The organism is Streptomyces purpureus (assembly GCF_014648195.1).
In the GTDB taxonomy this organism is placed as follows: Bacteria; Actinomycetota; Actinomycetes; order Streptomycetales; family Streptomycetaceae; genus Streptomyces; species Streptomyces purpureus.
Window position 1 is genome coordinate 23,975 of the sequence record NZ_BMQQ01000012.1, and the last position, 25,136, is coordinate 49,110.

24 protein-coding genes are annotated in these 25,136 nt (G+C 71.9%); 7 read left to right on the forward strand and 17 right to left on the reverse strand.

Annotated features, from left to right (window positions below; genetic code table 11):
* Positions 1–17 precede the first annotated feature (17 nt).
* Both IEZ01_RS16870 and IEZ01_RS16875 read left to right on the forward strand, forming a co-directional pair.
* Complete coding sequence (locus IEZ01_RS16870; RefSeq protein WP_019888457.1) at positions 18–344, forward strand: trypco2 family protein; 327 nt, start codon at positions 18–20, stop codon at positions 342–344.
* Positions 344–3,208: an NACHT domain-containing protein gene (locus tag IEZ01_RS16875; protein ID WP_189202423.1), complete on the forward strand. Its 2,865-nt coding sequence runs from the start codon at positions 344–346 to the stop codon at positions 3,206–3,208. The genes IEZ01_RS16870 and IEZ01_RS16875 overlap by 1 nt, the downstream gene beginning before the upstream one ends.
* 93 nt (positions 3,209–3,301) lie before the next feature.
* Here IEZ01_RS16875 and IEZ01_RS16880 read toward each other — a convergent pair whose 3' ends face one another.
* Entirely contained in the window at positions 3,302–5,827 is a 2,526-nt protein-coding gene (locus tag IEZ01_RS16880) for an ATP-dependent Clp protease ATP-binding subunit (RefSeq protein ID WP_019888454.1), read from the reverse strand.
* 441 nt (positions 5,828–6,268) lie between these two features.
* Here IEZ01_RS16880 and IEZ01_RS16885 point away from each other — a divergent pair, with 441 nt between their 5' ends.
* A complete protein-coding gene (locus IEZ01_RS16885) occupies positions 6,269–6,838 on the forward strand; it encodes an SCO3374 family protein (protein WP_019888452.1) in 570 nt (189 codons plus the stop codon).
* On the opposite strand, the gene IEZ01_RS16890 is transcribed toward IEZ01_RS16885, so the two are convergent.
* The 10 genes from IEZ01_RS16890 to IEZ01_RS16935 form a co-directional block, all read right to left on the reverse strand.
* Positions 6,817–7,158 carry a histone-like nucleoid-structuring protein Lsr2 gene (locus IEZ01_RS16890; protein ID WP_019888451.1) on the reverse strand — a complete coding sequence of 114 codons (342 nt, stop codon included), beginning with the start codon at positions 7,156–7,158 and terminating at the stop codon, positions 6,817–6,819. The two genes, IEZ01_RS16885 and IEZ01_RS16890, sit on opposite strands and share 22 nt — an antisense overlap.
* A 144-nt stretch (positions 7,159–7,302) precedes the next feature.
* Positions 7,303–7,851, reverse strand: coding sequence for an amino-acid N-acetyltransferase (locus IEZ01_RS16895; protein WP_189202425.1), 549 nt, complete (start codon positions 7,849–7,851; stop codon positions 7,303–7,305).
* Positions 7,852–7,860: 9 nt separating this feature from the next.
* Positions 7,861–8,331, reverse strand: a complete 471-nt coding sequence (locus IEZ01_RS16900; RefSeq protein WP_078513369.1) for a BlaI/MecI/CopY family transcriptional regulator — start codon at positions 8,329–8,331, stop codon at positions 7,861–7,863.
* A 126-nt stretch (positions 8,332–8,457) separates the two neighbouring features.
* Positions 8,458–8,637 (reverse strand): hypothetical protein, encoded by a 180-nt coding sequence (locus IEZ01_RS16905; protein ID WP_019888447.1) that lies wholly within the window; start codon positions 8,635–8,637, stop codon positions 8,458–8,460.
* Positions 8,638–8,651: 14 nt separating this feature from the next.
* Positions 8,652–9,215, reverse strand: coding sequence for a hypothetical protein (locus IEZ01_RS16910; protein WP_189202528.1), 564 nt, complete (start codon positions 9,213–9,215; stop codon positions 8,652–8,654).
* A gap of 353 nt (positions 9,216–9,568) precedes the next feature.
* The gene (locus tag IEZ01_RS16915; protein ID WP_019888445.1) at positions 9,569–10,375 is read right to left on the reverse strand and encodes a type III pantothenate kinase; all 807 of its coding nucleotides are present in this window, start codon (positions 10,373–10,375) and stop codon (positions 9,569–9,571) included.
* On the reverse strand, positions 10,375–11,394 hold the full coding sequence (gene nadC, locus IEZ01_RS16920; RefSeq protein ID WP_028797813.1) for a carboxylating nicotinate-nucleotide diphosphorylase: 1,020 nt from the start codon (positions 11,392–11,394) through the stop codon (positions 10,375–10,377). Before nadC ends, IEZ01_RS16915 begins: the two co-directional genes overlap by 1 nt.
* Before the next feature lie 2 nt (positions 11,395–11,396).
* Positions 11,397–13,091, reverse strand: coding sequence for an L-aspartate oxidase (locus IEZ01_RS16925; protein ID WP_019888443.1), 1,695 nt, complete (start codon positions 13,089–13,091; stop codon positions 11,397–11,399).
* Complete coding sequence (gene panC / locus IEZ01_RS16930; protein WP_019888442.1) at positions 13,088–14,080, reverse strand: pantoate--beta-alanine ligase; 993 nt, start codon at positions 14,078–14,080, stop codon at positions 13,088–13,090. Before panC ends, IEZ01_RS16925 begins: the two co-directional genes overlap by 4 nt.
* Positions 14,077–14,976, reverse strand: coding sequence for a Rossmann-like and DUF2520 domain-containing protein (locus tag IEZ01_RS16935; RefSeq protein ID WP_019888441.1), 900 nt, complete (start codon positions 14,974–14,976; stop codon positions 14,077–14,079). The genes panC and IEZ01_RS16935 overlap by 4 nt, the downstream gene beginning before the upstream one ends.
* A gap of 285 nt (positions 14,977–15,261) precedes the next feature.
* On the opposite strand from IEZ01_RS16935, the gene IEZ01_RS16940 reads away from it, so the two are divergent.
* The gene (locus IEZ01_RS16940; protein ID WP_189202427.1) at positions 15,262–16,350 is read left to right on the forward strand and encodes a DUF5937 family protein; all 1,089 of its coding nucleotides are present in this window, start codon (positions 15,262–15,264) and stop codon (positions 16,348–16,350) included.
* Between the two features lie 26 nt (positions 16,351–16,376).
* Here the strand turns inward: IEZ01_RS16940 and IEZ01_RS16945 are convergent, their stop codons facing one another.
* Together IEZ01_RS16945 and IEZ01_RS16950 are read right to left on the reverse strand one after the other, a co-directional pair.
* A complete protein-coding gene (locus IEZ01_RS16945; protein ID WP_019888438.1) occupies positions 16,377–17,519 on the reverse strand; it encodes an NADH-quinone oxidoreductase subunit D in 1,143 nt (380 codons plus the stop codon).
* Between the two features lie 202 nt (positions 17,520–17,721).
* Entirely contained in the window at positions 17,722–18,798 is a 1,077-nt protein-coding gene (locus tag IEZ01_RS16950; RefSeq protein ID WP_373287626.1) for an SAM-dependent methyltransferase, read from the reverse strand.
* A gap of 95 nt (positions 18,799–18,893) precedes the next feature.
* Between IEZ01_RS16950 and IEZ01_RS16955 the strand changes: the two genes are divergently transcribed.
* Genes IEZ01_RS16955 through IEZ01_RS16965 form a run of 3 tightly spaced genes read left to right on the forward strand, consistent with a single transcriptional unit; the run spans position 18,894 to position 21,434 of the window.
* Positions 18,894–20,096: a sensor histidine kinase gene (locus tag IEZ01_RS16955; protein WP_019888436.1), complete on the forward strand. Its 1,203-nt coding sequence runs from the start codon at positions 18,894–18,896 to the stop codon at positions 20,094–20,096.
* A 52-nt stretch (positions 20,097–20,148) separates the two neighbouring features.
* Positions 20,149–20,826, forward strand: a complete 678-nt coding sequence (locus IEZ01_RS16960; protein WP_019888435.1) for a response regulator — start codon at positions 20,149–20,151, stop codon at positions 20,824–20,826.
* Between the two features lie 5 nt (positions 20,827–20,831).
* Positions 20,832–21,434, forward strand: coding sequence for an AAA family ATPase (locus tag IEZ01_RS16965; protein ID WP_019888434.1), 603 nt, complete (start codon positions 20,832–20,834; stop codon positions 21,432–21,434).
* 145 nt (positions 21,435–21,579) lie between these two features.
* Here the strand turns inward: IEZ01_RS16965 and IEZ01_RS16970 are convergent, their stop codons facing one another.
* From IEZ01_RS16970 to IEZ01_RS16985, 4 genes are all read right to left on the reverse strand, one after another.
* A complete protein-coding gene (locus IEZ01_RS16970; protein ID WP_189202429.1) occupies positions 21,580–22,587 on the reverse strand; it encodes a hypothetical protein in 1,008 nt (335 codons plus the stop codon).
* A gap of 97 nt (positions 22,588–22,684) precedes the next feature.
* Positions 22,685–23,668 (reverse strand): ABC transporter substrate-binding protein, encoded by a 984-nt coding sequence (locus IEZ01_RS16975; protein ID WP_028797812.1) that lies wholly within the window; start codon positions 23,666–23,668, stop codon positions 22,685–22,687.
* Between the two features lie 25 nt (positions 23,669–23,693).
* Complete coding sequence (locus IEZ01_RS16980; RefSeq protein WP_019888431.1) at positions 23,694–24,398, reverse strand: ABC transporter permease; 705 nt, start codon at positions 24,396–24,398, stop codon at positions 23,694–23,696.
* A complete protein-coding gene (locus IEZ01_RS16985; RefSeq protein WP_189202431.1) occupies positions 24,398–25,075 on the reverse strand; it encodes an ABC transporter permease in 678 nt (225 codons plus the stop codon). Before IEZ01_RS16985 ends, IEZ01_RS16980 begins: the two co-directional genes overlap by 1 nt.
* Positions 25,076–25,136 lie beyond the last annotated feature (61 nt).

Here is a 25,136-nt window from a genome sequence, read left to right on the forward strand (position 1 = left end):
CAGGTACGTTCCGCCCCATGACCAGCATCGACCGCATCGAACTCGCCGACGCCATCGCCTCCGTACGCGACCAGCTCGTCGAAGCCGCCACCCGCTCCTCCGGCCTGCCGCTCTCCTTCGAAGTGGGCGACATCGACATGGAGTTCACGATCGAGCTCCGCAAGGAGGTGAAGGGAAGCGGCAAGGTCAAGGCGTGGGTCGTCGAGGCCGGTGCGGACGGGTCCCGTACGAGCGGGCAGACGCACCGCGTCTCCTTCACGCTCACGCCGAAGGACACCCGCACGGGCGGGTCCTGGCTCGTGGGCAACGACGAGGACGCCGACATCTCGGGCTTCGGCCGTTGATGGCGGTGGAGGGGCTCGCGCGGAGCGTGGTCGCCGTCCTCGGCGAGCGCCAGGGCACAGGGGTGTTCATCGGTTTCCGGCACATCGTGACCTGTGCGCATGTGCTGGGGCAGAGCCTTACGCCCCACATCGCCCTCCCCGGCGAGAGAAGCCCTCTGCGTTGCCAGGTCGTCTGGCGGAACGACCGGCTCGACGCGGCGCTTCTCCTGGTGAACCAGCTGAACTCGGCGCCGGCCCTGCCGGGCGCCGTCGCCACCGACCGGCCGCTGCCCGGCTGCCAGATCCTGGGATTCCCCAAGATCCAGCGGTATGACCGCAACCGCCTGGAGCTGGACCAGTACACCGGCACGGTGTTACCCGCCGCCGGGCTCGTCCGGCGCACGCTCGTCATGGAGCTCGACCGGCCCGCGGTGCCGGAGCAGGAGGGGCCTGAGTCGCCCCTCGCCGGCCTGTCCGGCGCGCCGCTCTTCGCCGGCGACAAACTCATCGGCATAGCCAAGGAGGTGCCCCGCGGCCGGGGCCACCGCCGGGTGGAGTGCGTACCGCTCACCGCGATCGTGGCCCACGAGGAGTTCCGCCGGGTCGTTCCGGTCATCGCTTCGACCACGCTGAGATACGTCACCGACCTCCACCCCGGCGACTCCCGCTACGAGGAGGAGTACGCCGACGCCCTCGCCGCCGCCTACCGCCGCACCAAGATCTTCGGCCTTGACGAGCTCGGCAAACGCGCCTCCGAGTGGGATCTCGACACCGCCTACCTCTCCCTGGAGGCCACCTCCAAGGGCGATTCCGCCTCCGGCCCTTCCCGCGTCGACGACCTGCTCGCCACCCGCCCGCGCGTGCTGCTGCGCGGTGACGCGGGCGCCGGGAAGACGACCCTGGTGTGGTGGCTGGCCGCGCACGCCGCCGCCGGGACGCTCGGGCCGGAGCTCTCCGAGCTCAACGGGCTCGTGCCGTTCGTCGTACCGATGCGGACGCTGCGCGCCGAGGGAGGCGCGTTCCCCTCACCCGCCGAACTGCCCGCGGCGGCGCGGCTGATGGTGGACGCCGCGCCGGACGGCTGGGCGGGGCGCGTGCTGGCCGCCGGGCGGGGGCTGCTGCTCGTCGACGGGCTCGACGAGGTGCCGCGGGAGGACCGGGAGGCCGCGCACGCCTGGCTGGCCAGCCTCCTCGACCGTTTTCCGAAGACCCGCTGCGTGGCGACCGTACGGCCGCTCGCGGTCGAGCCGGAGTGGCTGACGGCGCAGGGCTTCGAGGAACTGACGCTGCTGCCGATGCGGGACGCGGACATCCGGGCGTTCATCCGGGCCTGGCACGGGGCGGCCCGGCTCGACCCCGACGGGGACGAGGACCTGGAGGCGCTGGAGCACGATCTGATCCAGCAGTTCCGCCGCAATCCCAGCCTGTCCGACCTGGGCCGCACCCCGCTGCTCTGCGCGGTCATCTGCGCCCTGCACCGGCTGCGGCAGGGCTTCCTGCCAGAGACCCGCTGGGCGCTGTACGAGTCGGCGCTGCAGATGCTGCTCGGCGAGCGGGACAAGCGGCGCCGCATCACCTCCCCCGACGGCATCACGATGAGCGTGGAGGAGCATCAGCAGCTGCTCCAGCGGATCGCGGTGTGGCTGGTGCGGGGCGGGCAGACCGAGTTCACCAGGGAGCAGGCGTTGCATCAGCTGGAGCGCGGCCTGGCCGGGATGCCGCGGGTACGGGCCCAGGGCGACGCGGAGGCGATCCTGACGCATCTGCTCAACCGCAGCGGTCTGCTCCAGCCCCGGACGGAGGACGTCTTCCAGTTCGTGCACCGGACCTTCCAGGACTTCCTGGCGGCGAAGGAGTTCATCGAGGACGACCTGATGAACGAACTGCTGCGGCACACCTATGAGCAGCAGTGGCACGACGTGCTGTTACTGGCCGCCGGGCACTGCTCGCGGCGCGATCTGCGGCAGCTGGTCGACGGGCTGATCGCGGCCGGCGCGGCGACCCGGGACCGTTCCGTACGGACCAGCCTGTACGTCCTGGCGGCGCTGTGCGCGCAGCACGCGGCCTGGCTGGACGGCGCCACCCATGACCGGGTTCGCAAGGCCGTCCGGTCCGTCGTCCCGCACCGCAACCCCAGCCAGCTGCAGGATCTGGCCCGGCTCGGCGCGTACCTGCTGCCGATCCTGCCGTCGCCCGCACGGCTGAGCGGGGACTCCCGCACCCAGGTGATCGAGCTGATCAACGAGATCGGCGGCGCCGCCGCCGTGCCGTACGCCGGGGCCTTCACCGCGCCGGACGACGCGTTCCCGCTCGCCCGCGGCTGGCACCGGTATCCGGCGCGGGCGTACGTGGACGAGGTCCTGACCCGGATCGATCTGGGTGAGGCGCCGGTGTTCGTCAACGGCCACGAGAGGCTGAGCCTGCTGGCGCTGCTGCCGGGTGCTGTGCATCTGGATGTGGCCGGGGACTTCTCCGGCGCCGATCTCGACGCGGCGCTGTCCGGGCGGCGGCTCGCCTCCCTCGTCCTGAGCGTCAACGGGCTCGTGAAGGACCTCGAATTTCTGCGCGGCTGCGGCGGGGAGCTGCGGCGGCTGGTGCTGCGCAGATGTGGGGGAATCGGGGATCTGTCGCCGCTGTCGGAGCTGACGGAGCTGGACTCACTGGATCTGCAGATCATGCGGGTCACCCGGGACGATGTGGCGGCGATCTCCGCGATCCCGAAGCTGCGCGCGCTCAGTCTCCTCGCCCCGCTGGTCCCGGCGGACCGGCTCGACCTCACGCCGCTGCGGGACCTGACGGAGCTGAGGGTGACGGTAGTGGGCCTGAGCAAGCGGCAGGTCCTCGGCCGTGAGGCGCTCGGGGACCGCCTCACCCTGCGCGCCTAGCCGGCACGTCACACGTACGGGAAAAGGGGCTGCCCCGGACCGTTGCACACGGTCCGGGGCAGCCCCTGTCTTCAGTCCTCAGCCTTCAGGCGCTTACGCGTCCTTCGAGAGGTTCGGCCCGCCACCGCCGGCCGCCTGCTCGATCGGCGGGACGTCGGGCAGCGCCGACTTCTCCTCGCCGCGGAAGGTGAACTTCTTCTCCTCGCCCTCGCCCTCGGTGTCCACGACCACGATGTGGCCGGGGCGCAGCTCGCCGAAGAGGATCTTCTCGGAGAGGGTGTCCTCGACCTCGCGCTGGATCGTCCGACGCAGCGGACGGGCGCCCAGCACCGGGTCGTAGCCCTTCTTGGCGAGCAGCTCCTTGGCGGACTGGCTGAGCTCGATGCCCATGTCCCGGTCCTTGAGGCGCTCGTCCACCCGGTTGATCATCAGGTCGACGATCTGGAGGATGTCGTCCTGCGTCAGCTGCGGGAAGACGATGACGTCGTCCACACGGTTGAGGAACTCGGGGCGGAAGTGCTGCTTCAGCTCGTCGCTGACCTTGTTCTTCATCCGCTCGTAGTTGGACTTCGTGTCGCCCTGGGCGGCGAAGCCCAGGTTGAAGCCCTTCGAGATGTCCCGGGTCCCGAGGTTGGTCGTCATGATGATGACCGTGTTCTTGAAGTCCACGACCCGGCCCTGGGAGTCGGTCAGACGACCGTCTTCCAGAATCTGGAGCAGGGAATTGAAGATATCGGGGTGGGCCTTCTCGACCTCGTCGAAGAGGACGACGGAGAACGGCTTGCGGCGCACCTTCTCGGTGAGCTGGCCGCCCTCTTCGTAACCCACGTATCCGGGCGGGGAACCGAAGAGGCGGGAAACCGTGTGCTTCTCGCTGAACTCCGACATGTCGAGCGAGATCATCGCGTCCTCGTCGCCGAAGAGGAATTCGGCGAGCGACTTGGACAGCTCGGTCTTACCGACACCGGACGGGCCGGCGAAGATGAACGAGCCACCGGGGCGCTTCGGATCCTTCAGACCGGCCCGCGTACGGCGGATGGCCTTGGAGAGCGCGATGACCGCGTCCTTCTGGCCGATGACGCGCTTGTGGAGCTCGTCCTCCATGCGGAGCAGTCGCGAGGACTCCTCCTCGGTCAGCTTGAAGACCGGGATGCCGGTGGCGGTCGCGAGGACCTCGGCGATCAGCTCGCCGTCGACCTCGGCGACGACGTCCATGTCGCCGGCCTTCCACTCCTTCTCCCGCTTGGCCTTCGCCGCCAGCAGCTGCTTCTCCTTGTCGCGGAGAGACGCCGCCTTCTCGAAGTCCTGGGAGTCGATCGCGGACTCCTTGTCCCGGCGGACGCCGGCGATCTTCTCGTCGAACTCGCGGAGGTCCGGCGGCGCGGTCATCCGGCGGATGCGCATCCGGGAACCGGCCTCGTCGATCAGGTCGATCGCCTTGTCCGGCAGGAAGCGGTCCGAGATGTAGCGGTCCGCCAGGGTCGCGGCCTGGACCAGGGCCTCGTCCGTGATGGAGACCCGGTGGTGGGCCTCGTACCGGTCGCGCAGACCCTTGAGGATCTCGATCGTGTGCGGCAGCGACGGCTCGGCGACCTGGATCGGCTGGAAGCGGCGCTCCAGCGCGGCGTCCTTCTCCAGGTACTTGCGGTACTCGTCGAGGGTGGTGGCACCGATGGTCTGGAGCTCACCGCGCGCGAGCATCGGCTTCAGGATGGAAGCCGCGTCGATCGCGCCCTCGGCGGCGCCCGCACCCACCAGGGTGTGGAGCTCGTCGATGAACAGGATGATGTCGCCGCGGGTGCGGATCTCCTTGAGGACCTTCTTCAGGCGCTCCTCGAAGTCACCGCGGTAGCGGGAGCCGGCGACCAGCGCGCCCAGGTCGAGGGTGTAGAGGTGCTTGTCCTTGAGGGTCTCGGGCACCTCGCCCTTGACGATGGCCTGCGCCAGGCCCTCGACGACGGCGGTCTTGCCGACGCCGGGCTCGCCGATGAGCACGGGGTTGTTCTTGGTCCGGCGGGACAGCACCTGCATGACCCGCTCGATCTCCTTCTCGCGCCCGATGACCGGGTCGAGCTTGGACTCACGAGCGGCCTGGGTGAGGTTCCGGCCGAACTGGTCGAGGACCAGGGACGTCGAGGGAGTGCCCTCGGCAGGACCGCCCGCGGTGGCGGCTTCCTTGCCCTGGTAGCCGGAGAGCAGCTGGATGACCTGCTGCCGCACCCGGTTGAGATCGGCGCCGAGCTTCACGAGGACCTGGGCGGCGACGCCCTCGCCCTCGCGGATCAGGCCGAGCAGGATGTGCTCCGTGCCGATGTAGTTGTGGCCCAGCTGAAGGGCCTCGCGGAGCGACAGCTCCAGGACCTTCTTGGCACGAGGGGTGAACGGGATGTGCCCGGACGGGGCCTGCTGGCCCTGGCCGATGATCTCCTCCACCTGCTGGCGGACCGCCTCGAGCGAAATCCCGAGGCTCTCCAGGGCCTTAGCGGCGACACCCTCACCCTCGTGGATAAGGCCCAGGAGGATGTGCTCGGTGCCGATGTAGTTGTGGTTGAGCATCCGGGCTTCTTCCTGAGCCAGGACGACAACCCGCCGCGCGCGGTCGGTGAACCTCTCGAACATCGTTAATCGCTCCTCAGAGCGGTCAGTCAGTTAGGGGTCGATCCCCTCCCTGTCCTTCCGCAGCTTAGTCCCGCAAGCAGGGACCGCTCATTCCAACTGCCGACACCGTCCTTGGCCTCCTGACCCCGAACGCCGACAACTGCTCCAACTCGATGGTGCGAGACGATGTTCCCGCAGGCCAAGCGGTTACCCGTGCCATCTGTACGCCGATGGCGAACGTGAGACCTCAAGGCCTGCGTGTCGCCCCTCCCCACTAGGAATGTCTTACCCGCTCGCACTGACACTCCATGCGGCATTCCCCCGTTCCCTCCGCTACGGGCGAACATCCTTGCGCTCACGAATACACCCGTACGCCCCCATGCCGGACACTCTGCGCACACGGCGAAGGACGGAGCGTTACCACCCGCGTAACCGGTGGTGGGCCGGCGGAGTTTTCCCGGCATGGCTTTCACCGTCCCGCTCCCCCGGACACCGCTCTGCCGGACACCGCTCGAACGGCCCGACCTCGCGCGCTGGTACGAGGACGAGCTCGGCTGGGCCACGGAGGGCGGGGCGGCGGGCTCCCCGGTACTGCTGCCCACCGGACGCCGTTTCGACGTCCTGGACCTGCCTGCGGTGGCCGGCTACGCCGTGCTGCGAAGGATGGGCGGCACGGGCCCGGTGGCCCTCATGGGACCCCGTATGCGGCTGCTGGTGGCCGCGGGAAGCGCCGAGGAGCTGTCGGGGCTGCTCGACTGGCTGGAGTGGGGCGGCATCGCCCTCGACCTCACGGTCCTCGGCGCGGGCGGCCGGATCACCGCTCCTGTTCCCCCAGGATGGAGCGGCTCCGGCCCGCAGGGGGCCGCCGTATGGCTGCGGCCCCCCGAGCCCGGGCGCGAGGTCGAGCCGTCACTGCCGGCTCTGCCCGCGGTGGGGGGCGCCGGCTCCGGTCTCGCACGACTCGTGGACGCGGCGGCGACGGAATGCCACCGGGCCCGGCTGCTGCGGACTCAGCCGTTGGCCTTCTCGTAGGCCTCGCGGACGGTCGCGGGGACGCGGCCGCGGTCATTGACCTCAAAACCGTTCGCCTTCGCCCAGGCGCGGATTTCCGCGGTGTCCTTGTTCCCGCCGGAGGCGGCGACACTGCGGCCCTTGCCACGGCCGGCGGCGGACCGGCCGCCGGTACGGCGACCGCTCTTGGTGTACGGCTCGAGCAGGCCGCGGAGCTTGTCCGCGTTGGCGGTGGTGAGGTCGATCTCGTAGGTCTTGCCGTCCAGAGCGAACGTCACGGTCTCGTCCGCCTCGCCGCCGTCGAGGTCGTCGACAAGAAGGACCTGAACCTTCTGTGCCACCGGATTTCCTTTCATCGAAAATGCAGTACGCGGAAAGGAAACCGCTTTTCTCTGAAAAACACAAACCCCTGGGAGAGGTTCAGATCCCCGACAGCGCGGGAAACGTGCGCGATTCGGACATAGGGTTCCGGGCGATCGATACGATCACAGGTGCAGAAGCATCCGGCTGTTGCCCAAGGTGTTCGGCTTCACTCGTTCGAGACCGAGGAACTCCGCGACGCCCTCGTCATAGGAACGCAGCAGCTCGCTGTAGACATCTCCGTCGACCGGAGTCTCGCCGATCTCGACGAAGCCGTGCTTCGCGAAGAAGTCGACTTCGAAGGTGAGGCAGAAAACCCGGCGGACGCCGAGCCAGCGGGCCGTGTGCAACAACTTGTCGAGCACCTGGTGGCCGACGCCGGCGCCCTTGAAGTCGGGATCGACCGCGAGGGTACGCACTTCCGCGAGGTCTTCCCACATCACGTGGAGTGCGCCGCAGCCGACGACCACACCGTCCTCGTCCCGTTCCGCGACCCAGAACTCCTGGATGTCCTCGTAAAGCGTGACCGTCGCTTTGTCGAGCAGGATGCCCGAGGTGACGTACGGGTCGACGAGTCGGCGGACGGCCGCGACATCGCCGGTACGGGCGCGGCGTACGGTCACGGCTTTTGGCGCGGGATTCGGGGTCGGGGACGGAGGCGCGGTGGACGACATGGGGGGACGCTATCGCCCCGGCTCCGGACCCTGGTCGGCGGCCTGTTCTCCGGCCTCTTCCGGGGCCTGTTCCGGAGTCCGCCGCGGTGTGCCTTCCTCTTCCGGGCCGGGCTGCGGCTCGTCCAGCTGGACCATGCGGACGGCGTCCTGGAGTGCGACCCGCTGCTCGGGCGACATCATGCCGAAGAAGGCGACAAGGGCGGCGGCGGGGTTGTCGCTCTGGGCCCAGGCCTCGTTCATGAGAGCGGCCGCGTAGGCGGCGCGTGTGGAGACCGCGGTATATCGATAGGCGCGGCCGTCGACTTCCCGGCGCACCCAGCCCTTCTGATGGAGATTGTCCATAACCGTCATGACCGTCGTGTAGGCGATGGACCGTTCCTGCTGCAGATCCTCCAGGACTTCCCGGACGGTCACCGGGCGGTTCCATTGCCAGACGCGGGACATGACGGCGTCTTCGAGCTCTCCCAATTGACGGGGCACAGCGCCACCATAGTGGGCGATCTCGTAATGGACTGTTATTGAACTGGCCAGACGGAGCAAAAAGGACGTACGGCATGAAGTCGTACGTCCTTGGTGCGGGGCGGCCCGTGCGGGCGGCGGCCGGCCCTACGGGGTGGTGGTGCCGTCGGCCTGGCGGGCGGCCTCGGCGCGGGCGAGCGCCGCGTCCACGGCGGCGTCCTCCTTGGCCTTGTTGGGTCCGCCCTGGCTCTTGACGATCGTCACGACGAGGCCGATGAAGAACACGGCCATCACGACGGGGGGCAGGAGCGCGGAGAGGTATTCCATGCCGTCCAGAGTAGCTATCCGGCGGCGAGTTGCTCGGACGGGGGCGGTGCGGGGCGCCGGCGTGGCGGAAAGACCTCGGAGGGCTTGGGGACGGGGCGCTCGGCTGGCGCGGGCTGCTTGGGGGCGGGCTCCTTCGGCGCGGGCTTGGGCTTGTCGTCGGCGCAGCGGCCTCCGGGCAGGGCGAGCAGCCGGGTGCGGGGCGCGGGCGTCCTGGTGAGGCGGGCGCGTACGGACTGCTCGGCGAGGCCCTGGCAGCGGTCGAGGAGCAGCGCTCCAGCGGGTGTGGCGCGCAGGGTGCGCAGGGCGGCGAGATCCTCGGCGCGGGGTTCGTAGCCGGCCGCGAGGACGTCCTGGAGGAGCTCCAGGTAGCCGGCGGCGGAACCGGGCAGGGCCGCGCGGTAGCGGCCCAGATCGTCGACCAGGAACGCGCGCAGCCGCCCGGCCTCGCGTACGGCTTCGTCCACGGAGTCGGCGAGACTCAGGCAGTCCTGGACCTCCTCGACGGCGAGGGGGGTCGGGTGAAGGGCGATGGCGAGGGCGCGTCGGAGCACACGCAGCTCGTCTGCGCTGAACGCCATGCCGCCGCGGGATCCGTATGGCGTGGGCATGGGCCGACGATACGCGCTAATCGGACAAAATTCGTTTAGGTGAGTGAGCCGGGCGCGTTGCCGGGGCTGGGGCCCCGGCGGCGGCTCGGGCCCGGCCCGAGGGCGCACTAGGCGCCTTGAGGGCGGGGAGCCGGGCGGGCTGCCCCGGAACGCGTTGCCGGGGGCTGGGGCCCCGGCGCCAGGGGCGGCCCGAGGGCGCACCGGGCGCCTTGAGGCTCGTGGAGCCGGGCGAGCTGCCCCGAGCACGCCCGGAGCGGTCCGGCGGAGCAGTTGCCGACGGCCCCGAGGCGCCCCGGGCGCCTTGGGGCCCGCAGGGCCGGGCGCTACATGCGGGAGACGTTGCGTTCGTAGACCAGGCGCAGGCCGATCAGGGTCAGCCATGGCTCGTGCTCGTCGATCTCGGTGGATTCGCCGAGGACCATCGGCGCCAGACCGCCGGTCGCGATCACCGTGACGTCGGAGGGGTCCCCGCCGGGGCCCGTCAGCTCGCGCTTCATGCGCGAGACCACACCGTCGACCTGGCCGGCGAAGCCGAAGACGATGCCCGCCTGCATCGCCTCGACCGTGTTCTTGCCGATCACGCTGCGCGGGCGGGCCAGCTCGATCTTGCGGAGCTGGGCGCCGCGGACGCCGAGGGCGTCGACGGAGATCTCGATACCGGGGGCGATCGCGCCGCCCGCGTACTCACCGCGCGCGGTGACCGCGTCGTACGTCGTCGCCGTGCCGAAGTCCACGACGATCGCCGGGCCGCCGTAGAGCTCGACCGCCGCGGCCGCGTTGATCACGCGGTCCGCGCCGACCTCCTTGGGGTTGTCCGTCAGGATCGGCACGCCCGTCTTGATGCCGGGCTCCACCAGCACCGCCGGCACGTCGCCGTAGTACCGCCGGGTCACCTCGCGCAGCTCGTGCAGGACCGAGGGGACGGTCGAGCAGATCGAGATGCCCTCGATGCCGTCGCCCAGCTCCATGCCGAGCAGGGGGTGCATGCCCATCAGGCCCTGGAGCAGGACCGCCATCTCGTCGGCGGTGCGGCGCGGATCCGTGGAGATGCGCCAGTGTTCGACGATCTCCTCGCCGTCGAAGAGTCCGAGGACGGTGTGGGTGTTGCCGACATCGATGGTGAGCAGCATCAGGCGTTCGCCTCACGCAGGTCGAGGCCGATGTCCAGGACCTTGGCGGAGTGGGTGAGCGCGCCGACGGCGAGGTAGTCCACCCCGGTCGCGGCGTAGGCGGCCGCGTTCTCCAGGGTGAGGCGGCCCGAGGACTCCAGGGCGGCGCGGCCGGCCACCAGGGCGACGGCCTCCTCGGTCTCCAGGGGGGTGAAGTTGTCCAGGAGGATCAGGTCGGCGCCCGCGTCGAGGACCTCGCGGACCTGGTGCAGGGTGTCGACCTCGACCTCGATCGGCACGCCGGGGAACTGCTCCCGTACGGCCTTGAAGGCCTGCGCGACGCCGCCCGCGGCCACCACGTGGTTGTCCTTGACCAGGGCGGCGTCGGAGAGCGACATGCGGTGGTTGACGCCGCCGCCGCAGCGCACGGCGTACTTCTCCAGGGCCCGCAGGCCCGGGGTGGTCTTGCGGGTGTCGCGGACCTTGGCGCCGGTGCCTTCGAGGGCGTCGGCCCACGCGCGCGTGGCGGTGGCGATGCCGGAGAGGCGGCCCAGGATGTTCAGGGCGCTGCGCTCGCCGGTGAGCAGGTCGCGGGTGCGGGCCGTGACGGACAGCAGCTTCTGTCCGGGCTCCACGCGCGCGCCGTCCTCGACGTGCCGCTCCACCTCGAAGCTCGACGTGCAGACGATGGACAGGACGGCCTCGGCGACCCGCAGACCGGCCACCACGCCCGCTTCGCGGGCGGTGAAGTCGGCGGTGGCTACGGCGTCCTCGGGGACGGTCGCGACGGTGGTGACGTCGACGCCGCCGTCGAGGTCCTCCTCGATGGCGAGGTGCGCGATGTCCTCGACCTGGACGGGATCGAGCCCGGCGTCGGCGAGGAGCTGGGCGAGGGCCGGGTCGAGCCCGCACTCGTACACCTCGTCGCCGCAGCCGCAGCCTTCGCCGCAGCCGCCGCTCTCCTCGCCGGAGGCGCTGGGGGCGCCGATCTGGATCAGCGGTACGTCCACGGGACGCGGACGTTCTTCGGGCGTGCTCACGGTTACGGCTCCAGGGGGGCGTCGGCGACTGTCGGGGGGAAGTCTTGGGTGCCGGTGGCCCGGACGTCCAGGGCGCGGTCCGGGGTGAGGCTGACGACGAGGTGGCGGCGCCAGCCGGTGTCGTCGCGGTCGGGGTGGTCCTCGCGCCAGTGGCAGCCGCGGGTCTCCTCGCGGCGGCGCGCGGCGGCGACCAGGACCCGGGCGACGCACAGCAGGTTGGTCGTCTCCCAGGACTCGACGCCCGGCTCGGCGGCCTTGCGGTCGTCGTCCGCGGCGGCGACGGCGTCGGCGTGCAGCCCGTCCAGGGCCTCGGCGGCGGCCGCCAGGCTCTCGGCGGAGCGCAGCACCCCGGCGCCGGCGGTCATGATCCGCTGGATACGGACCCGGGCGCCCGGGTCGGGCAGCGGCAGCGTGACGGGGGCGGGGTGCGGGACCGCCTCGCCGGCCCGGGCGGCGGTCGCCGCGATGTCCTCGGCGATGCGCTCGGCGAAGACCAGCCCTTCGAGGAGGGAGTTGGAGGCCAGGCGGTTGGCGCCGTGCACGCCGGTGCAGGCGACCTCGCCGCAGGCGTAGAGGCCGGGGACGGTGGTCCGGCCGTGCAGGTCGGTGCGGACGCCGCCGGAGGCGTAGTGGGCGGCCGGGGCGACCGGGACGGGTTCGGTGACCGGGTCGATGCCGTGGGAGCGGCAGGCGGCCAGGATCGTCGGGAAGCGCTGCTCCCACATCTCGGCGCCGAAGTGACGGGCGTCGAGGTACATGTGCTGGGTGCCCTGCTCCAGCATCCGGCGGGTGATCGCCTTGGCGACGATGTCGCGGGGGGCGAGCTCGGCGAGCTCGTGCTGCCCGACCATGAAGCGGGTGCCGGCGGCGTCGACGAGATGGGCGCCCTCGCCCCGTACCGCCTCGGAGACCAGCGGCTGCTGGCCTTCGGAGTCCGCGCCGAGGAAGAGCACGGTCGGGTGGAACTGGACGAATTCGAGGTCGGAGACCTCGGCCCCGGCGCGCAGGGCGAGCGCCACGCCGTCTCCGGTGGAGACGGACGGGTTGGTGGTGGCGGAGAAGACCTGGCCCATGCCGCCCGTGGCGAGGACCACGGCGGGGGCGTGGACGGCGCCGACGCCGTCGTGCTGGCCCTCGCCCATCACATGCAGGGTGACACCGGCCGTACGGCCTTCGGCGTCGGTGAGGAGGTCCAGGACGAGGGCGTGCTCGATGGTGCGGACGCCGCGGTCGCGGATGGCCTCGACGAGCGCGCGGGAGATCTCGGCGCCGGTGGCGTCGCCTCCGGCGTGGGCGATCCGGCGCCGGTGGTGGCCGCCCTCGCGGGTGAGGGCGATGGCGCCGCCGGCGTCCTTGTCGAAGTCGGCGCCGGTGGCGATGAGGCGGCGTACGGCGTCGGGGCCTTCGGTGACCAGGGTGCGTACGGCCACCTCGTCGCAGAGGCCCGCGCCCGCGACGAGGGTGTCGTCCAGGTGCTGCTCGGGGGTGTCGCCCTCGCCGAGCGCGGCCGCGATGCCGCCTTGGGCCCAGCGGGTGGACCCGTCGTCGAGGCGGGCCTTGGTGACGACGACCGTACGCAGGCCGGCGGCGGTGCAGCGCAGGGCGGCGGTGAGTCCGGCGACGCCGGAGCCGACCACGACGACGTCGGCGTCGATGGCCCAGCCCGGCGCGGGCGCGTGCAGCCGTATTCCGGTCACTGGGAGGCTCCGAAGGTCAGGGGAAGGTTGTCGATCAGCCGCGTCGTGCCCACGCGCGCGGCGACGGCGAGGATCGCCTCGCCGGTGTGGTCGTCGGGGACCTCGGTGAAGTCGGCCGGGTCGACCAGGACGACGTAGTCGAGGGTGAGCGGCGGGGTGGCCTTGGCGGCGTCGTCGAGGACGGCGCGGGCGGCGGCCCGTACGGCGTCGGCACAGCCGGGGCCGGCCTGGGCGACCGCGTGGGCGTCGGCGGCGGCGCGCGCCTCGCCCAGCCGGGAGAGCGCCTCGGCGCGGTCCTGCGGGGCGGGCAGGGACTCGGCACGCGCGCGCAGGGCCTGCTGGGCGGCGAGCCGGTCGTGGGCCGCGAACAGGGCCCCGGACAGGGCAAGGGCGGTGCGCCGCTCGGGCGCGGACAGGTAGCGGTTGCGGCTGGAGAGGGCGAGGCCGTCGGGCTCGCGGACGGTCGGTACGCCGACGATCTCGACCGGGAAGTTGAGGTCGCGGACCATGCGGCGGATCAGCGCGAGCTGCTGGGCGTCCTTCTGGCCGAAGAAGGCGACGTCGGGGCGGGTGAGGTGGAGGAGCTTGGCGACGACGGTGAGCATGCCGTCGAAGTGGCCGGGCCGGGAGGCACCTTCGAGGCGCTCGCCCATGGGGCCCGCCGCGATCCGGACCTGGGGCTCCCCACCGGGGTAGACCTCGTCCACGAAGGGGGCGAACACGGCGTCGGCGCCGGCCTCCTCGGCGATCTTGAGGTCGGCCTCCAGGGTGCGGGGGTAGCGGTCGAGGTCCTCGCCCGCACCGAACTGGAGCGGGTTGACGAAGACGGTGACCACGACGAAGCCTTCGGGGCCGACGTGCGCGCGGGCGGCCCGTACGAGGGTGGCGTGGCCGTCGTGGAGGGCGCCCATGGTCATGACCACGGCGCGGGGGCCGCTGGTGGGCAGGGCGTGCAGGTCGCCCGCCGTACGGACCGGTTCGAGGCTCATCCTTGGTCCCCCTCCGCGAGGACTCCCAGCAGGTCTTCGGCGAGCTCGGGCTTGAGCAGGCCATGGGCGAGGGCACGGTCCGCGGTCGTGCGGGCCATCGCGAGATAGCCGGCGACCGTGCCGGGGGCGTGTTTGCGCAGCTCGGCGATGTGCGCGGCGACCGTACCGGCGTCACCGCGCGCGACGGGGCCGGTCAGGGCGGCGTCGCCGGAGCGCAGAGCGTTGTCGAGCGCGGCGCCGAGCAGCGGGCCGAGCATCCGGTCGGGGGCGGCGACCCCGGCCGTGCGGAGCAGCTCCATGGACTGGGCGACGAGCGTGACCAGGTGGTTCGCGCCGAGGGCGAGGGCCGCGTGGTAGAGCGGGCGGGCCTCCTCCTCGATCCACTCGGGCTCGCCGCCCATCTCGATGACGAGCGCCTCGGCGGCGAGCCGCAGCTCGTCGGGGGCGGTGACGCCGAAGGAGCAGCCGGCCAGCCGCTGCACGTCCACGGCGGTGCCGGTGAAGGTCATGGCCGGGTGCAGGGCGAGCGGCAGCGCCCCGGCGCGGCGGGCCGGGTCCAGGACCTTGGTGCCGTACCGCCCGGAGGTGTGGACCAGGAGCTGCCCGGGGCGTACGGCTCCGGTCTCGGCGAGGCCTTCGACCAGCCCGGGCAGGGCGTCGTCGGGAACGGTCAGCAGCACCAGTTCGGCGCGCTCCAGCACCTGCGCGGGCGGCACGAGAGGCACATCGGGGAGCAGGGCGGCCGCCCGGCGCACGGACGCGTCGGAGACCCCGGAGACGGCGACCGGGCGGTGCCCGGCGAGCTGAAGGGACGCCGCGAGTGCGGGTCCGACCCGGCCTGCACCGACGACGCCGACGGTGAGACGGGCGGGGCGGGGTTCTGGTGGTGCGTTCACGCTGAGGACGGCCTTCCGTTCCAGTCCGCGGGGGGTACCGGACGATTCTTCGTCATGCTACGCCAGCGTTTGGCTCGCTTCCGTGACTGTCCACAGGCTGTGGGCCGCGGTACGACTGGCGTCGGGGTCCGGTGCCGGGGGGTGCTTTCCCCCACCCCGCCCCTTCCCGAAACCCCGCCGGGGGCCGGCCCCACCGGCCCGCGGGTACGGGGCAGCCGGGCGTCGATTGACGGGGCTCGTCAAACGGCGTGCTCTCGTGCCGCCTTCGGGCCGCACCATAGGGGCGTGAGCGTAACCATCGACATCACCGGACTGCCGCAGGAGCGGATCGCCTTCGGGCCCTCGCCGCTCGCCGAGCTCGGCGCCGCGTTGCACGCGCTGTCCGAGCCCGGGCATCACGCGCGGCTGCACGGCTGGACGACGACGACCGCCGCCGGGCTGAAGCCCGAGCTCGCCGACCGGCTCCATGAGGCGGACTTCATGTGGCGGTCGACCCGGTCGGACATCCTGCTGCCGGCCCAGCCCCGGGAGACGCTCGCCGAGGAGCTGGACGATCTGGACCGGATGGACGACGAGCGGTACGTCGCGGCGGCGCTGGAGATCAATTGCGCCGGGTTCTACGACCGCAGCGGCCCCTCACCGCTCGTCGACGCGGCGATGCGGCAGCGCGCGCTCGATCTCGCCGCCGCCCGCGGCCCGCGGCAGGCCGCGTTCGTCCGCCGGATGCTCGCCGATCCGCCCGGCACGCGCGCGTGGATCCGCCGTCTCCTGGAGGACTGCGACGAGGCGTTCTTCGCGGACACCTGGCGCCGTGTCCACGTCCAGCTCGCCACGGACGCCCGGCACAAGACGGAGCTGATGCGCCGCAAGGGCCTGTCCGGGGCCGTCGCGGCCGTGTCGTCCGCCCTGACCCTGGAGGAGGACGCCCACGGCTCCCGGCTCGTCGTCGACAAGCTGTCGGACGGCCGTACGACCGCACAGGGCAGTGGCGTGACGTTCCTGCCGACCGCCTTCGGCTGGCCGCATCTGATCGCGCTGTACGCCCCCGGCTGGCAGCCGGTGATCCAGTACCCGGTCAGCTCCGGCGAGCTGGCCGGCGTCCTCCCCGTGGAGACGGTCAAGCTCCGGCTGGAGGCGGTCTCCCACCCGCTGCGGATGCGGCTGTGCCGCAACCTCGCCAGGGCGTCGTACACGACGAGCGAGCTGGCCGACGCGTACGGCATCACCGCGCCCGAGGTCTCCCGGCACCTGGCGGTGCTCAAGAAGGCCGGGCTGCTCTCCACCCGCCGCCGGGGCCGCTACGTCATGCACCAGCTCGACGTCGCCGCCGTCGCCCGGATCGGCTCCGACTTCCTGGAGGCGGTCCTCCGCTAGCCCCGGCGGAAGGGCCGGGGCCCGGCCTACTTGTCGATGTCGCCGACGACGAAGAACAGCGAGCCCAGGATCGCCACCATGTCCGCCACCAGCGTCCCCGGCAGAAGCTCGATCAGCGCCTGGATGTTGTTGTACGACGCCGAGCGCAGCTTGAGGCGGTACGGCGTCTTCTCGCCCTTGGAGACGAGGTAGTAGCCGTTGATGCCGAGGGGGTTCTCGGTCCACGCGTACGTGTGGCCCTCGGGGGCCTTCAGCACCTTCGGCAGGCGCTGGTTGATCGGGCCGGGCGGCAGCTCGGCCAGCCGGTCCAGGCAGGCGTCCGCCAGGTCCAGGGAGTTGTGGGTCTGCTCCAGGAGGCACTCGAAGCGGGCGAGGCAGTCGCCCTCCTGCCGGGTGACGACGCGCAGCACGTCGCCGAGCTCGCCGTAGGCGAGGTACGGCTCGTCGCGGCGCAGGTCGAAGTCGACGCCGGAGGCGCGCGCGATCGGGCCGCTCACGCCGTACGCGTGGACGGTCTCGGCCGCCAGGACGCCCACGCCCCTCGTCCGGCCGCGGAAGATCTCGTTGCCGAGGACCAGCCGGTCGTACACGTCCATCCGCCCTCGGCAGGCGGCGACGGCCTCGCGGACCCGGCCGAGCCAGCCGGCCGGCAGGTCCTCCTTGAGCCCGCCGACGCGGTTGAACATGTAGTGCATCCGGCCGCCGGAGACCTCCTCCATGACGTGCTGGAGGTCCTCCCGCTCCCGGAACGCGTGGAAGATCGGGGTGATTCCACCCAGTTCGAGGGGGTACGAGCCGAGGAACATCAGGTGGTTGAGGACCCGGTTCAGCTCGGCGAGCAGCGTCCGCGTCCACACCGCGCGCTCGGGAACCTCCATGCCGAGCATGCGCTCGACGGCCATCACCACACCGAGCTCGTTGGAGAACGCCGACAGCCAGTCGTGGCGGTTGGCGAGCATCACGATCTGGCGGTAGTCGCGGGCCTCGAACAGCTTCTCGGCGCCGCGGTGCATGTAGCCGACGACCGGTTCGGCGTGCCGGATCACCTCGCCGTCCAGGACCAGGCGCAGGCGGAGCACGCCATGGGTGGAGGGATGCTGGGGGCCGATGTTGAGCACCATGTCGGTGCTCTCCGCCGCGCCGCCGATGCCGACCGTGGTCTCCGTCATGTCGGACAGTATCCCTCGCGCCTCCGACACGGTCCTCTCCCCTCCGAGGTACGGACGGACGGGCGCCCCGCGGAAACGGCCGCACAGCCTCTCGCCTCGCCACGCGCGCGTACCCGCGGCACATCGTCGATGCCGCCGTCACCGACGCCGAGGCCGCGCCCAAGCGCGCGTGCCGCGCGAAAGCCGGCGGCTCCCCCTCCCGTCAGCTTCCCGCCGGCACCCGTCGCATCAGCCAGGTGAAGTCGCCGAGTCCGCCGCGCGCCAGCAGCTCCGCCGCCTCGCCCGCCGCCGACAGGGCCCGGACGTACCCCACCGGGTCGGACGAGGCCAAGGCCAGCGGGGGCCGCTCGGCGGCGACGCCGAGGCGGGCGAGCGCCTCCCGCTGGGTCAGCAATTCGCCGCCGTCCGCCGCGCAGGCGTCCAGCGCCACATGGGAGGTGAGGTCGCAGCTGCCGTCGGGGACGGGCCGGACCTCCCGGCCCGCGCGGAAGCCGGTCAGCGTCCCGAACGGCGGCCGGGCCTCGCGTACGTGCGCGTAGTCGACCGCGACCGCGAGGCCTTCGGTGAGCGTGGCGAGCGCCGCAGCCCAGGCCTCGTCGCGGGGCCGGCCGATCTCGGCCCGCTCCCCCGGCCCGGTCCGCGGCCACCAGCGGGCCAGCCATTGGGCGTCCGCGCCCTGGACCGGTGCGCCGAGGCGCTCGGTGCCGTCCGCACGTACCTCCACATACCGGCGCACCCCGTCCTCGTCGGTCTGCGCGATGTCGACCGGGACGTTGTCCAGCCACTCGTTGGCGAACAGCAGCCCTCGCACGCCGACGGGCGGCCGGCCGGTCCACTCGATGCGCGGGTCGAGACCGGACGGGCGGGGCGCACGCTCGACGCCGTACGCGCGGACCCGCTCCCGCAGGCCGGGTTCGAGCGCCGCCAGCACCCCGGTCAGCAGCTCCCCGCGCCCGGCGCCGATGTCAACCAGCGCGATCTCGTCGTCGCCTGTCTCGCCGCCGCCGAGTTCGTCCGCGAGCCGCGTCAGCAGCCTGGCCACGGCGGACGCGAAGAGCGGGGAGGCGTGGACGGACGTACGGAAGTGACCGGCCGGGCCCTCGGGGCGCAGATAGAAGCCACCGGGCCCGTACAGCGCCCGCTCGGTCGCCTCCCGCCAGCCGAGCCAGCCCGGTCCGGCGTCCGGTCCGGCGTCCGGCCCGCCGCCCGGTCCCCGGTCCGGTCCGCGGTCCGGTCCGCCGGGTGGGTTACACGCATCACCCGATGCTTCGTCCGTCATGATCACCAGTCTCCACCTTGCGGAGTACGCCCCGGCCGACCGGATCGCCCCTCCGGTTGACCCATGCACCTATCCGCTTTCCCTACGCTTGTCACGTGCAGCGCCTCTACGACTTTCTCCGCAGACACCCGACGGGCGTCGACACCTTCTGGGGTGTCGTCCTCCTCGGGTTCTCCATGCTGTGGGTGGTCTCCAAAGCCTCGTCGGTCGAGCCGCTCGCCGGCCATGTCTGCGTCGCCCTGGGCCTGAGCACCGTGGTCGCCCTGCGCCGCCGCGCGCCGGAGAAGATGCTTCTGCTCGCGGCCGTCCTCGGCCTGCTCCAGCTTGCCGTGAACGTCGAGCCGAACATCGGCGACTTCGCCATGCTCGTGATCATCTACACCGTCGCGGCGCACGACGGGCCGCGCTGGGCCTCCAGACTGGCGCTGGTGGGCGGGCTGAGCGCGGCCACCCTGACGCAGCTGCGCTGGCCGACGGCGGCCGAGGCCGGGCTCGGTGCCGAGGTCTTCTTCACGGTGATCATGACGGTGCCGTTCGCCCTCGCCTGGGTCCTCGGTGACTCGGTGCGCACCCGCCGCGCCTACTTCGCCCAACTCGAGGAACGCGCCTCGCGTCTGGAGAAGGAGCGCGAGGCGCAGGCCAAGGTCGCCGTCGCCGCCGAACGCGCCCGGATCGCCCGCGAACTGCACGACGTCGTCGCCCACAACGTCTCCGTGATGGTGGTGCAGGCCGACGGCGCCGCCTACGTCCTGGACGCCGCACCCGACCAGGCCAAGCAGGCCCTGGAGACCATCTCCAGCACCGGCCGGCAGGCGCTCGCCGAGATGCGCCGGCTCCTCGGCGTACTGCGCACCGGCGAGCACCAGGAGGCCGGGGAGTACGTGCCCCAGCCGGACGTCGAACAGATCGGGGACCTCGTCGAGCAGGTGCGCAGCGCCGGTCTCGCCGTCGACTTCAAGATCGAGGGCACGCCCCGGCCGCTGCCCAGCGGCGTCGAGCTCACCGCGTACCGGATCGTGCAGGAAGCCCTCACCAACACCCGCAAGCACGGCGGTCCGGACGTCGGGGCGAGCGTACGGCTGGTCTACTTCGACGACGGGCTCGGACTGCTCGTCGAGGACGACGGCCGGGGCGCCACGCACGAGATGTACGAGGACGGTGGCGCCGACGGCCGCGGTCACGGTCTGATCGGTATGCGTGAACGGGTCGGCATGGTCGGCGGCACGCTGGACGCGGGGCCGCGGCCCGGCGGCGGCTTCCGCATCAGCGCCCTGCTTCCCCTCAAGCCCGCCCACTAGCGCCGCCCCGGCCCCCTGGGGCCGCCCGCCCCACAGCCCGTAAAGGACAGCCATGACGATCCGTGTGATGCTCGTCGACGACCAGATGCTCCTGCGCACCGGTTTCCGTATGGTGCTGGCCGCCCAGCCGGACATGGAGGTCGTCGCGGAGGCCGGTGACGGCGTCGAGGCGATCGAGAACCTCCGCTCCACCGCCGTGGACGTCGTCCTCATGGACGTCCGGATGCCGAAGCTCGACGGGGTCGAGGCCACCCGCCGTATCTGCGCGCAGCCGGACGCCCCGAAGGTGCTGATCCTGACCACCTTCGACCTGGACGAGTACGCCTTCTCCGGGCTGAAGGCGGGTGCCAGCGGCTTCATGCTCAAGGACGTGCCGCCGAGCGAACTCCTCGGTGCCATCCGCTCGGTGCACAGCGGTGACGCGGTGGTGGCGCCGTCGACGACGAGGCGGCTGCTCGACCGGTTCTCGCCGCTGCTGCCGTCGGGGGGCAAGGAGCCGCGGCACAAGGCAGTGGAGAAGCTCACCGACCGGGAACGGGAGGTCATGATGCTGGTCGCCCAGGGGCTGTCCAACGGCGAGATCGCCGCCCGTCTCGTGCTCTCCGAAGCGACCGTGAAGACCCATGTGGGCCGCATCCTCACCAAACTGAACCTGCGCGACCGCGTGCAGGTCGTGGTGCTCGCCTACGAGACCGGACTGGTTCGGGCGGGCGGTGGCGGGGCAGTCTGAGCCCCATGCTGCTGTGGATCAACGGCCCCTTCGGGGGCGGCAAGACGCAGACCGCCTACGAGCTGCGGCGCCGGCTGCCGGGGAGCGTGGTGTGCGACCCGGAGGAGGTCGGGTTCGGTCTGCACCGGATGACGCCCCGCGCGCTGCGCGGTGACTTCCAGGACCTGCCGGCCTGGCGCCAGGGCGTCTTCGAGGTGCTGGATCTGACTCTGCGGCGCCACAGGGGCGCGGTGATCGTCCCCATGACGCTGGTGGAGGGCCCGTACTTCGAGGAGATCGTCGGACGGCTCCGGGAGAGCGGGCACGACGTGCACCACTTCGCGCTGCTCGCGCGCCGCGAGACGGTGCTGCGCCGGTTGAGCGAGCGGGGGCTCGGGCGCGGCCTGAAGCGGGAGAGCTTCGCCGTCGCGAAGCTGGATCGCTGCCTGGAGCGGCTCCAAGGACCTGAGTTCGCGCAGCACATCCGGACGGACCGGCTGACGGTCCCTCAGGTCGCCGACCGGATCGCGGCCTCGGCGGGGCTCACCCTTGTCCCGAACACGGACAGCCCGATGCGGCACCGGCTGCGCCGCATGCAGGTCGGCGTGCGCCACATCCGCTTCATCTGACGGCTGGCGGCTGACGGCTGCGCGTGGCGGCTCCAGGGCCCCGGACATGCTTCTGCCCGCACCCCGGCGGCCGGACGGCCGTGAGGTGCGGGCAGAGGCGCCACGATCAGTGCGGTCGGATTACCGCGGTAAACAGTGCCTGGCGTCAGGAATTCACCGCTCCGCGCAGCTCGGCCACATCGAGCTGCTCGGTCTCGTCGTGCGCGGTCAGGTCGATGACCTTGCCGACCGCGCGCTCCTCGGTTCGCCGGTGCGCGGCGAGCGCCTCGGCCCCCACCACGTCGGCGAGGTCTTCGCCGGCGACCGCCTCGATCGCGGCCGCCGCCTTCTTCTGCGTGCCGAAGAAGTCGAACCCGCCCTCGGGGCGCGGTACCGGGCGGTGCTGCGTGTACGGGACGATCGCGGCCGCGGCCGGGACGGCCCGTACGGCGGGGACCGCGGAGACCGCGGGCAGGGCGCGCTGAGGGCGGGTGTGGTGCTCGGTCTCCTGCTGCGCACCGCCCGCCGCGTGCTTCCCCCGCGGCTCCTCCGTCTCCCGGGCCCGCTCGGCCAGGTCGCGCTTGCGGGCCGCCTCGGCGGTACGGCGGGCCTCCTGGGTGGCAGCGTTGCGCGAGAGGTTCTCCAGCGCCCTGGCCGCCGCGAGGTAGGAGGCCGGGGTGGGCGTCGAACCTGCCACGGGCAGCGCCTTGGCCGGGGAGGACGCCTCTATGGCGAGCTGCCGGCGGCCTTCCAGGGCGCTGGCGCGCTCGGTCTCCGCCGTGGCGTACCGGCGCAGCAGGGCCGCGTGCTCCCCGCGCAGCCCCGCCAGCTCCACACGCTTGGCGCGCAGTTTGGCGTCGAGGCGGGCCCGCAGCTCGCGGGACTCCTCGATGTCGGACTCCAGCTCGGCTATGCGCTCCTCGGTCTTCCACTGGTCACCGAGGCGGGCCCGGGTGAGCTCGGCGACCTTGCGGCCCGCGCTCCGGTCCCAACTGCGCATGAGGACCGAGCCGGTGACGGCCGCGGCAGCGGCCGCGGCGACCAGGGTGCGCAGGACCACCGGGTCGGCGAAGAGCCAGGCGCCGGCGGCACAGAGGACCGAAGCTCCGGCGACCGCGGAGGGCGGCAGAAGCCTGTGCAGGGGTGGGGAATGGCGGTGGCGTCCACGTGGCATGGCCTGAAATTTACCGTGCGTAGGCGCTGTATGGGGGGTCGGCCCGGCATTCTCTTGCTTACTTCTCTGCAACAGGCCGACTCCCCTTACCCACCTCTTACTTCTTGATCAGTCCCTTCGACCGGAGGTACTCCTCCGCGACGTCCCTCGGCTTCGCCCGCTCCGCGTCCACCTTGCGGTTCAACTCCGCGAGATCGGCCGTCGTCAGGGCCTTGGTGAGCTTGTCCAGCGCGGCGGCTATCTCCGGTGCCCCGGCGTCCTTCGCATTGACGACGGGCAGCACATTGTCGGCGTTCTGCAGCTTCTTGTCGTCCTCCAGGAACACCAGCCCGAAGGAGTCGATCGTCGCGTCCGTCGTGGTGGTCAGCACGAGCTGGTCCACCCCGTCCTTGACGGCCTGCTTGGCCTGCGGGGTGCCGACGCCCTTGGGGTCCACCCCGGCCACGTCGATGCCGTAGGTCTTCTTCAGACCGGGGGCGCAGAAGGGCCGTACGGAGCATTCGTCGCCGGCCGCGATCTTCACCTTGATCTTGGCGGCGCCGAGATCGGAAAGCGTCTTGAGCTTGTTCTTCTCGGCGAATTCCCTCGTGACCGCGAAGGCGTTCTGATCGACGGCCTCTCCGGCGGGGAGCACCTTCAGCCCGAGCGGCTCGGCGAGCTTCTTCAGCGCCGCAACGGTGGCGGCCGGGTCGCTGCTGGCGACCGGCTTCTCTTCGGGCGCCTTCGGGCCGTTCACCTTCGCGTTGAGGAATTCCGCGATCGTCGCCGCGTATTCGGGGACGACGTCGATCTCACCCTTCTCCAGCGACGGTTCGTACAGTTCGCGGTTTTTCACCGTGGTCACGGAGGTGCGGTACCCGGCGTCGCCGAGGACCTGGGCGTACAGCTCGGCCAGCACCTTCGACTCGGTGAAGGCCGCCGCTCCGACGACGAGCGAGCCCTTCTTGCCGTCGCCCGCGCCGCCGGCACCCGCCGAACCGCCGCCCTGCTTCTCCAGGCTGTCGCCGCCGCACGCGGCGAGTCCGGCCGTCAGCGCCAGCGCGCCCACCACGGCACCCGCGATACGCGAGATCCTGCTCACGAGTCACTCTCCCAGTCTTGAGTCTTCACACGGTCTTGCGGAGCGGGCCGCGGTCCTCGCGTACGGGCGCCGGGCGCCCCGGGCCGAGCAGCCTGCCCACCCCCACCAGCACGGCCTCCACCAGGAGGGCGAGCACGGCCACGAGCAGGGCGCCCGCCACCACCTGCGGGGTGTTGTACGTGTTGAAGCCGGCGGTGATGATCCGGCCGAGGCCGCCCTGCCCGACCATCGCCGCGATGGTCGCGGTGGCGACCACCTGCACGGCGGCGGACCGCAGCCCGGTCATGACCAGCGGTTGCGCGAGCGGGAGTTCGACCTTGCGGAAGAGCTGCCCGCCCGACATCCCCATGCCGCGCGCGGCCTCCACCACGGCCCGGTCCACCTCCCGCATGCCCACGTACGCGTTGGTGAGCAGCGGCGGGACGGCGAACAGGACCAGCGCGACGATCGTCGGCAGATATCCGGCGTTGCGCAGCGGCGACACCATGAAGAGGGCGAGGACCGCGAAGACGGGGACCGCCCGCCCCACGTTGGACACGTTGATGGCGAGGGCCCCGCCCCGGCCGCGGTGGCCGAGGAAGAGCCCCAGCGGCAGCGCGACCGCGCAGGCCACCGCGAGGGCGACCCCGCTGACGTACAGGTGCTCGCCGAGGCGGTGCCAGACGCCGCCGTCCCCCGACCAGTTGGCGCCGGTGGCCAGCCACCCCCACGCCTCCGAGACCACGCCCATCAGCCGGCCCCTCCCGCGACACGTATTCGGGTCCAGGGCGTGAGCAGGCGCTGGAGCCCCAGGAGCAGCAGATCGGCGACGACGGCGAGCAACACGCAGAGGACGGAGGCGGTGAGCACCTGCGCCTTGAAGAAGCTGGGCAGGGCGTCCTCGATGAGGTTGCCCAGACCGCCGCGGCCGACGATCGACCCGACCGTCGTGAGCGCGATCGTGGAGACCGTCGCCATCCGTATCCCGGCCATCAGCGCCGGCAGCGCCAACGGCAGTTCGACCTCCCACAGCAGCCGCGCGGGTCCGTACCCCATCCCGCGCGCGGCCTCCCGCGCCTCGGCGGGCACGGCCTGGAGGCCGGCCAGGGTGTTCCGTACGAGAATCGTCAGCGAATACATCACCAGACCGGTCACCACCAGCGCCGCCGACAGCCCGAACAGCGGCAGCAGCAGCGAGAACATCGCCAGCGACGGCACCGTGTACAGCACGGTCGTCAGCCCGAGCACCGGCCCGGCGAACCGCGGTCTCGCGCGGGCGATCAGCGCCAGCGGCACGGCGACGACCAGGCCGATCAGCACCGAGACCACCGTGATCCCGACGTGCTGGAGCGTCGCGTCGGTCAACTCCTGGCTGCGGGTGCGCAGATATTCCCCGCAGATCCAGTCGTTGGTCGCCAGACAGCTCATGCCCCACCCCCTGTCCCGGTCAGCCGATCCAGTGTTCGACCGAAAACGACCCTATCCCCGA

Bases quoted from the DNA above. Each gene is read 5' to 3' on its own strand.
- IEZ01_RS16870 (WP_019888457.1), top strand. From the start codon at position 18: ATGACCAGCATCGACCGCATCGAACTCGCCGACGCCATCGCCTCCGTA.
- IEZ01_RS16875 (WP_189202423.1), top strand. From the start codon at position 344: ATGGCGGTGGAGGGGCTCGCGCGGAGCGTGGTCGCCGTCCTCGGCGAG.
- IEZ01_RS16880 (WP_019888454.1), bottom strand. From the start codon at position 5,827: ATGTTCGAGAGGTTCACCGACCGCGCGCGGCGGGTTGTCGTCCTGGCT.
- IEZ01_RS16885 (WP_019888452.1), top strand. From the start codon at position 6,269: ATGGCTTTCACCGTCCCGCTCCCCCGGACACCGCTCTGCCGGACACCG.
- IEZ01_RS16895 (WP_189202425.1), bottom strand. From the start codon at position 7,851: ATGTCGTCCACCGCGCCTCCGTCCCCGACCCCGAATCCCGCGCCAAAA.
- IEZ01_RS16905 (WP_019888447.1), bottom strand. From the start codon at position 8,637: ATGGAATACCTCTCCGCGCTCCTGCCCCCCGTCGTGATGGCCGTGTTC.
- IEZ01_RS16910 (WP_189202528.1), bottom strand. From the start codon at position 9,215: ATGGCGTTCAGCGCAGACGAGCTGCGTGTGCTCCGACGCGCCCTCGCC.
- IEZ01_RS16915 (WP_019888445.1), bottom strand. From the start codon at position 10,375: ATGCTGCTCACCATCGATGTCGGCAACACCCACACCGTCCTCGGACTC.
- panC (WP_019888442.1), bottom strand. From the start codon at position 14,080: ATGAGCCTCGAACCGGTCCGTACGGCGGGCGACCTGCACGCCCTGCCC.
- IEZ01_RS16945 (WP_019888438.1), bottom strand. From the start codon at position 17,519: ATGACGGAGACCACGGTCGGCATCGGCGGCGCGGCGGAGAGCACCGAC.
- IEZ01_RS16950 (WP_373287626.1), bottom strand. From the start codon at position 18,798: ATGACGGACGAAGCATCGGGTGATGCGTGTAACCCACCCGGCGGACCG.
- IEZ01_RS16960 (WP_019888435.1), top strand. From the start codon at position 20,149: ATGACGATCCGTGTGATGCTCGTCGACGACCAGATGCTCCTGCGCACC.
- IEZ01_RS16965 (WP_019888434.1), top strand. From the start codon at position 20,832: ATGCTGCTGTGGATCAACGGCCCCTTCGGGGGCGGCAAGACGCAGACC.
- IEZ01_RS16970 (WP_189202429.1), bottom strand. From the start codon at position 22,587: ATGCCACGTGGACGCCACCGCCATTCCCCACCCCTGCACAGGCTTCTG.
- IEZ01_RS16980 (WP_019888431.1), bottom strand. From the start codon at position 24,398: ATGGGCGTGGTCTCGGAGGCGTGGGGGTGGCTGGCCACCGGCGCCAAC.
- IEZ01_RS16985 (WP_189202431.1), bottom strand. From the start codon at position 25,075: ATGAGCTGTCTGGCGACCAACGACTGGATCTGCGGGGAATATCTGCGC.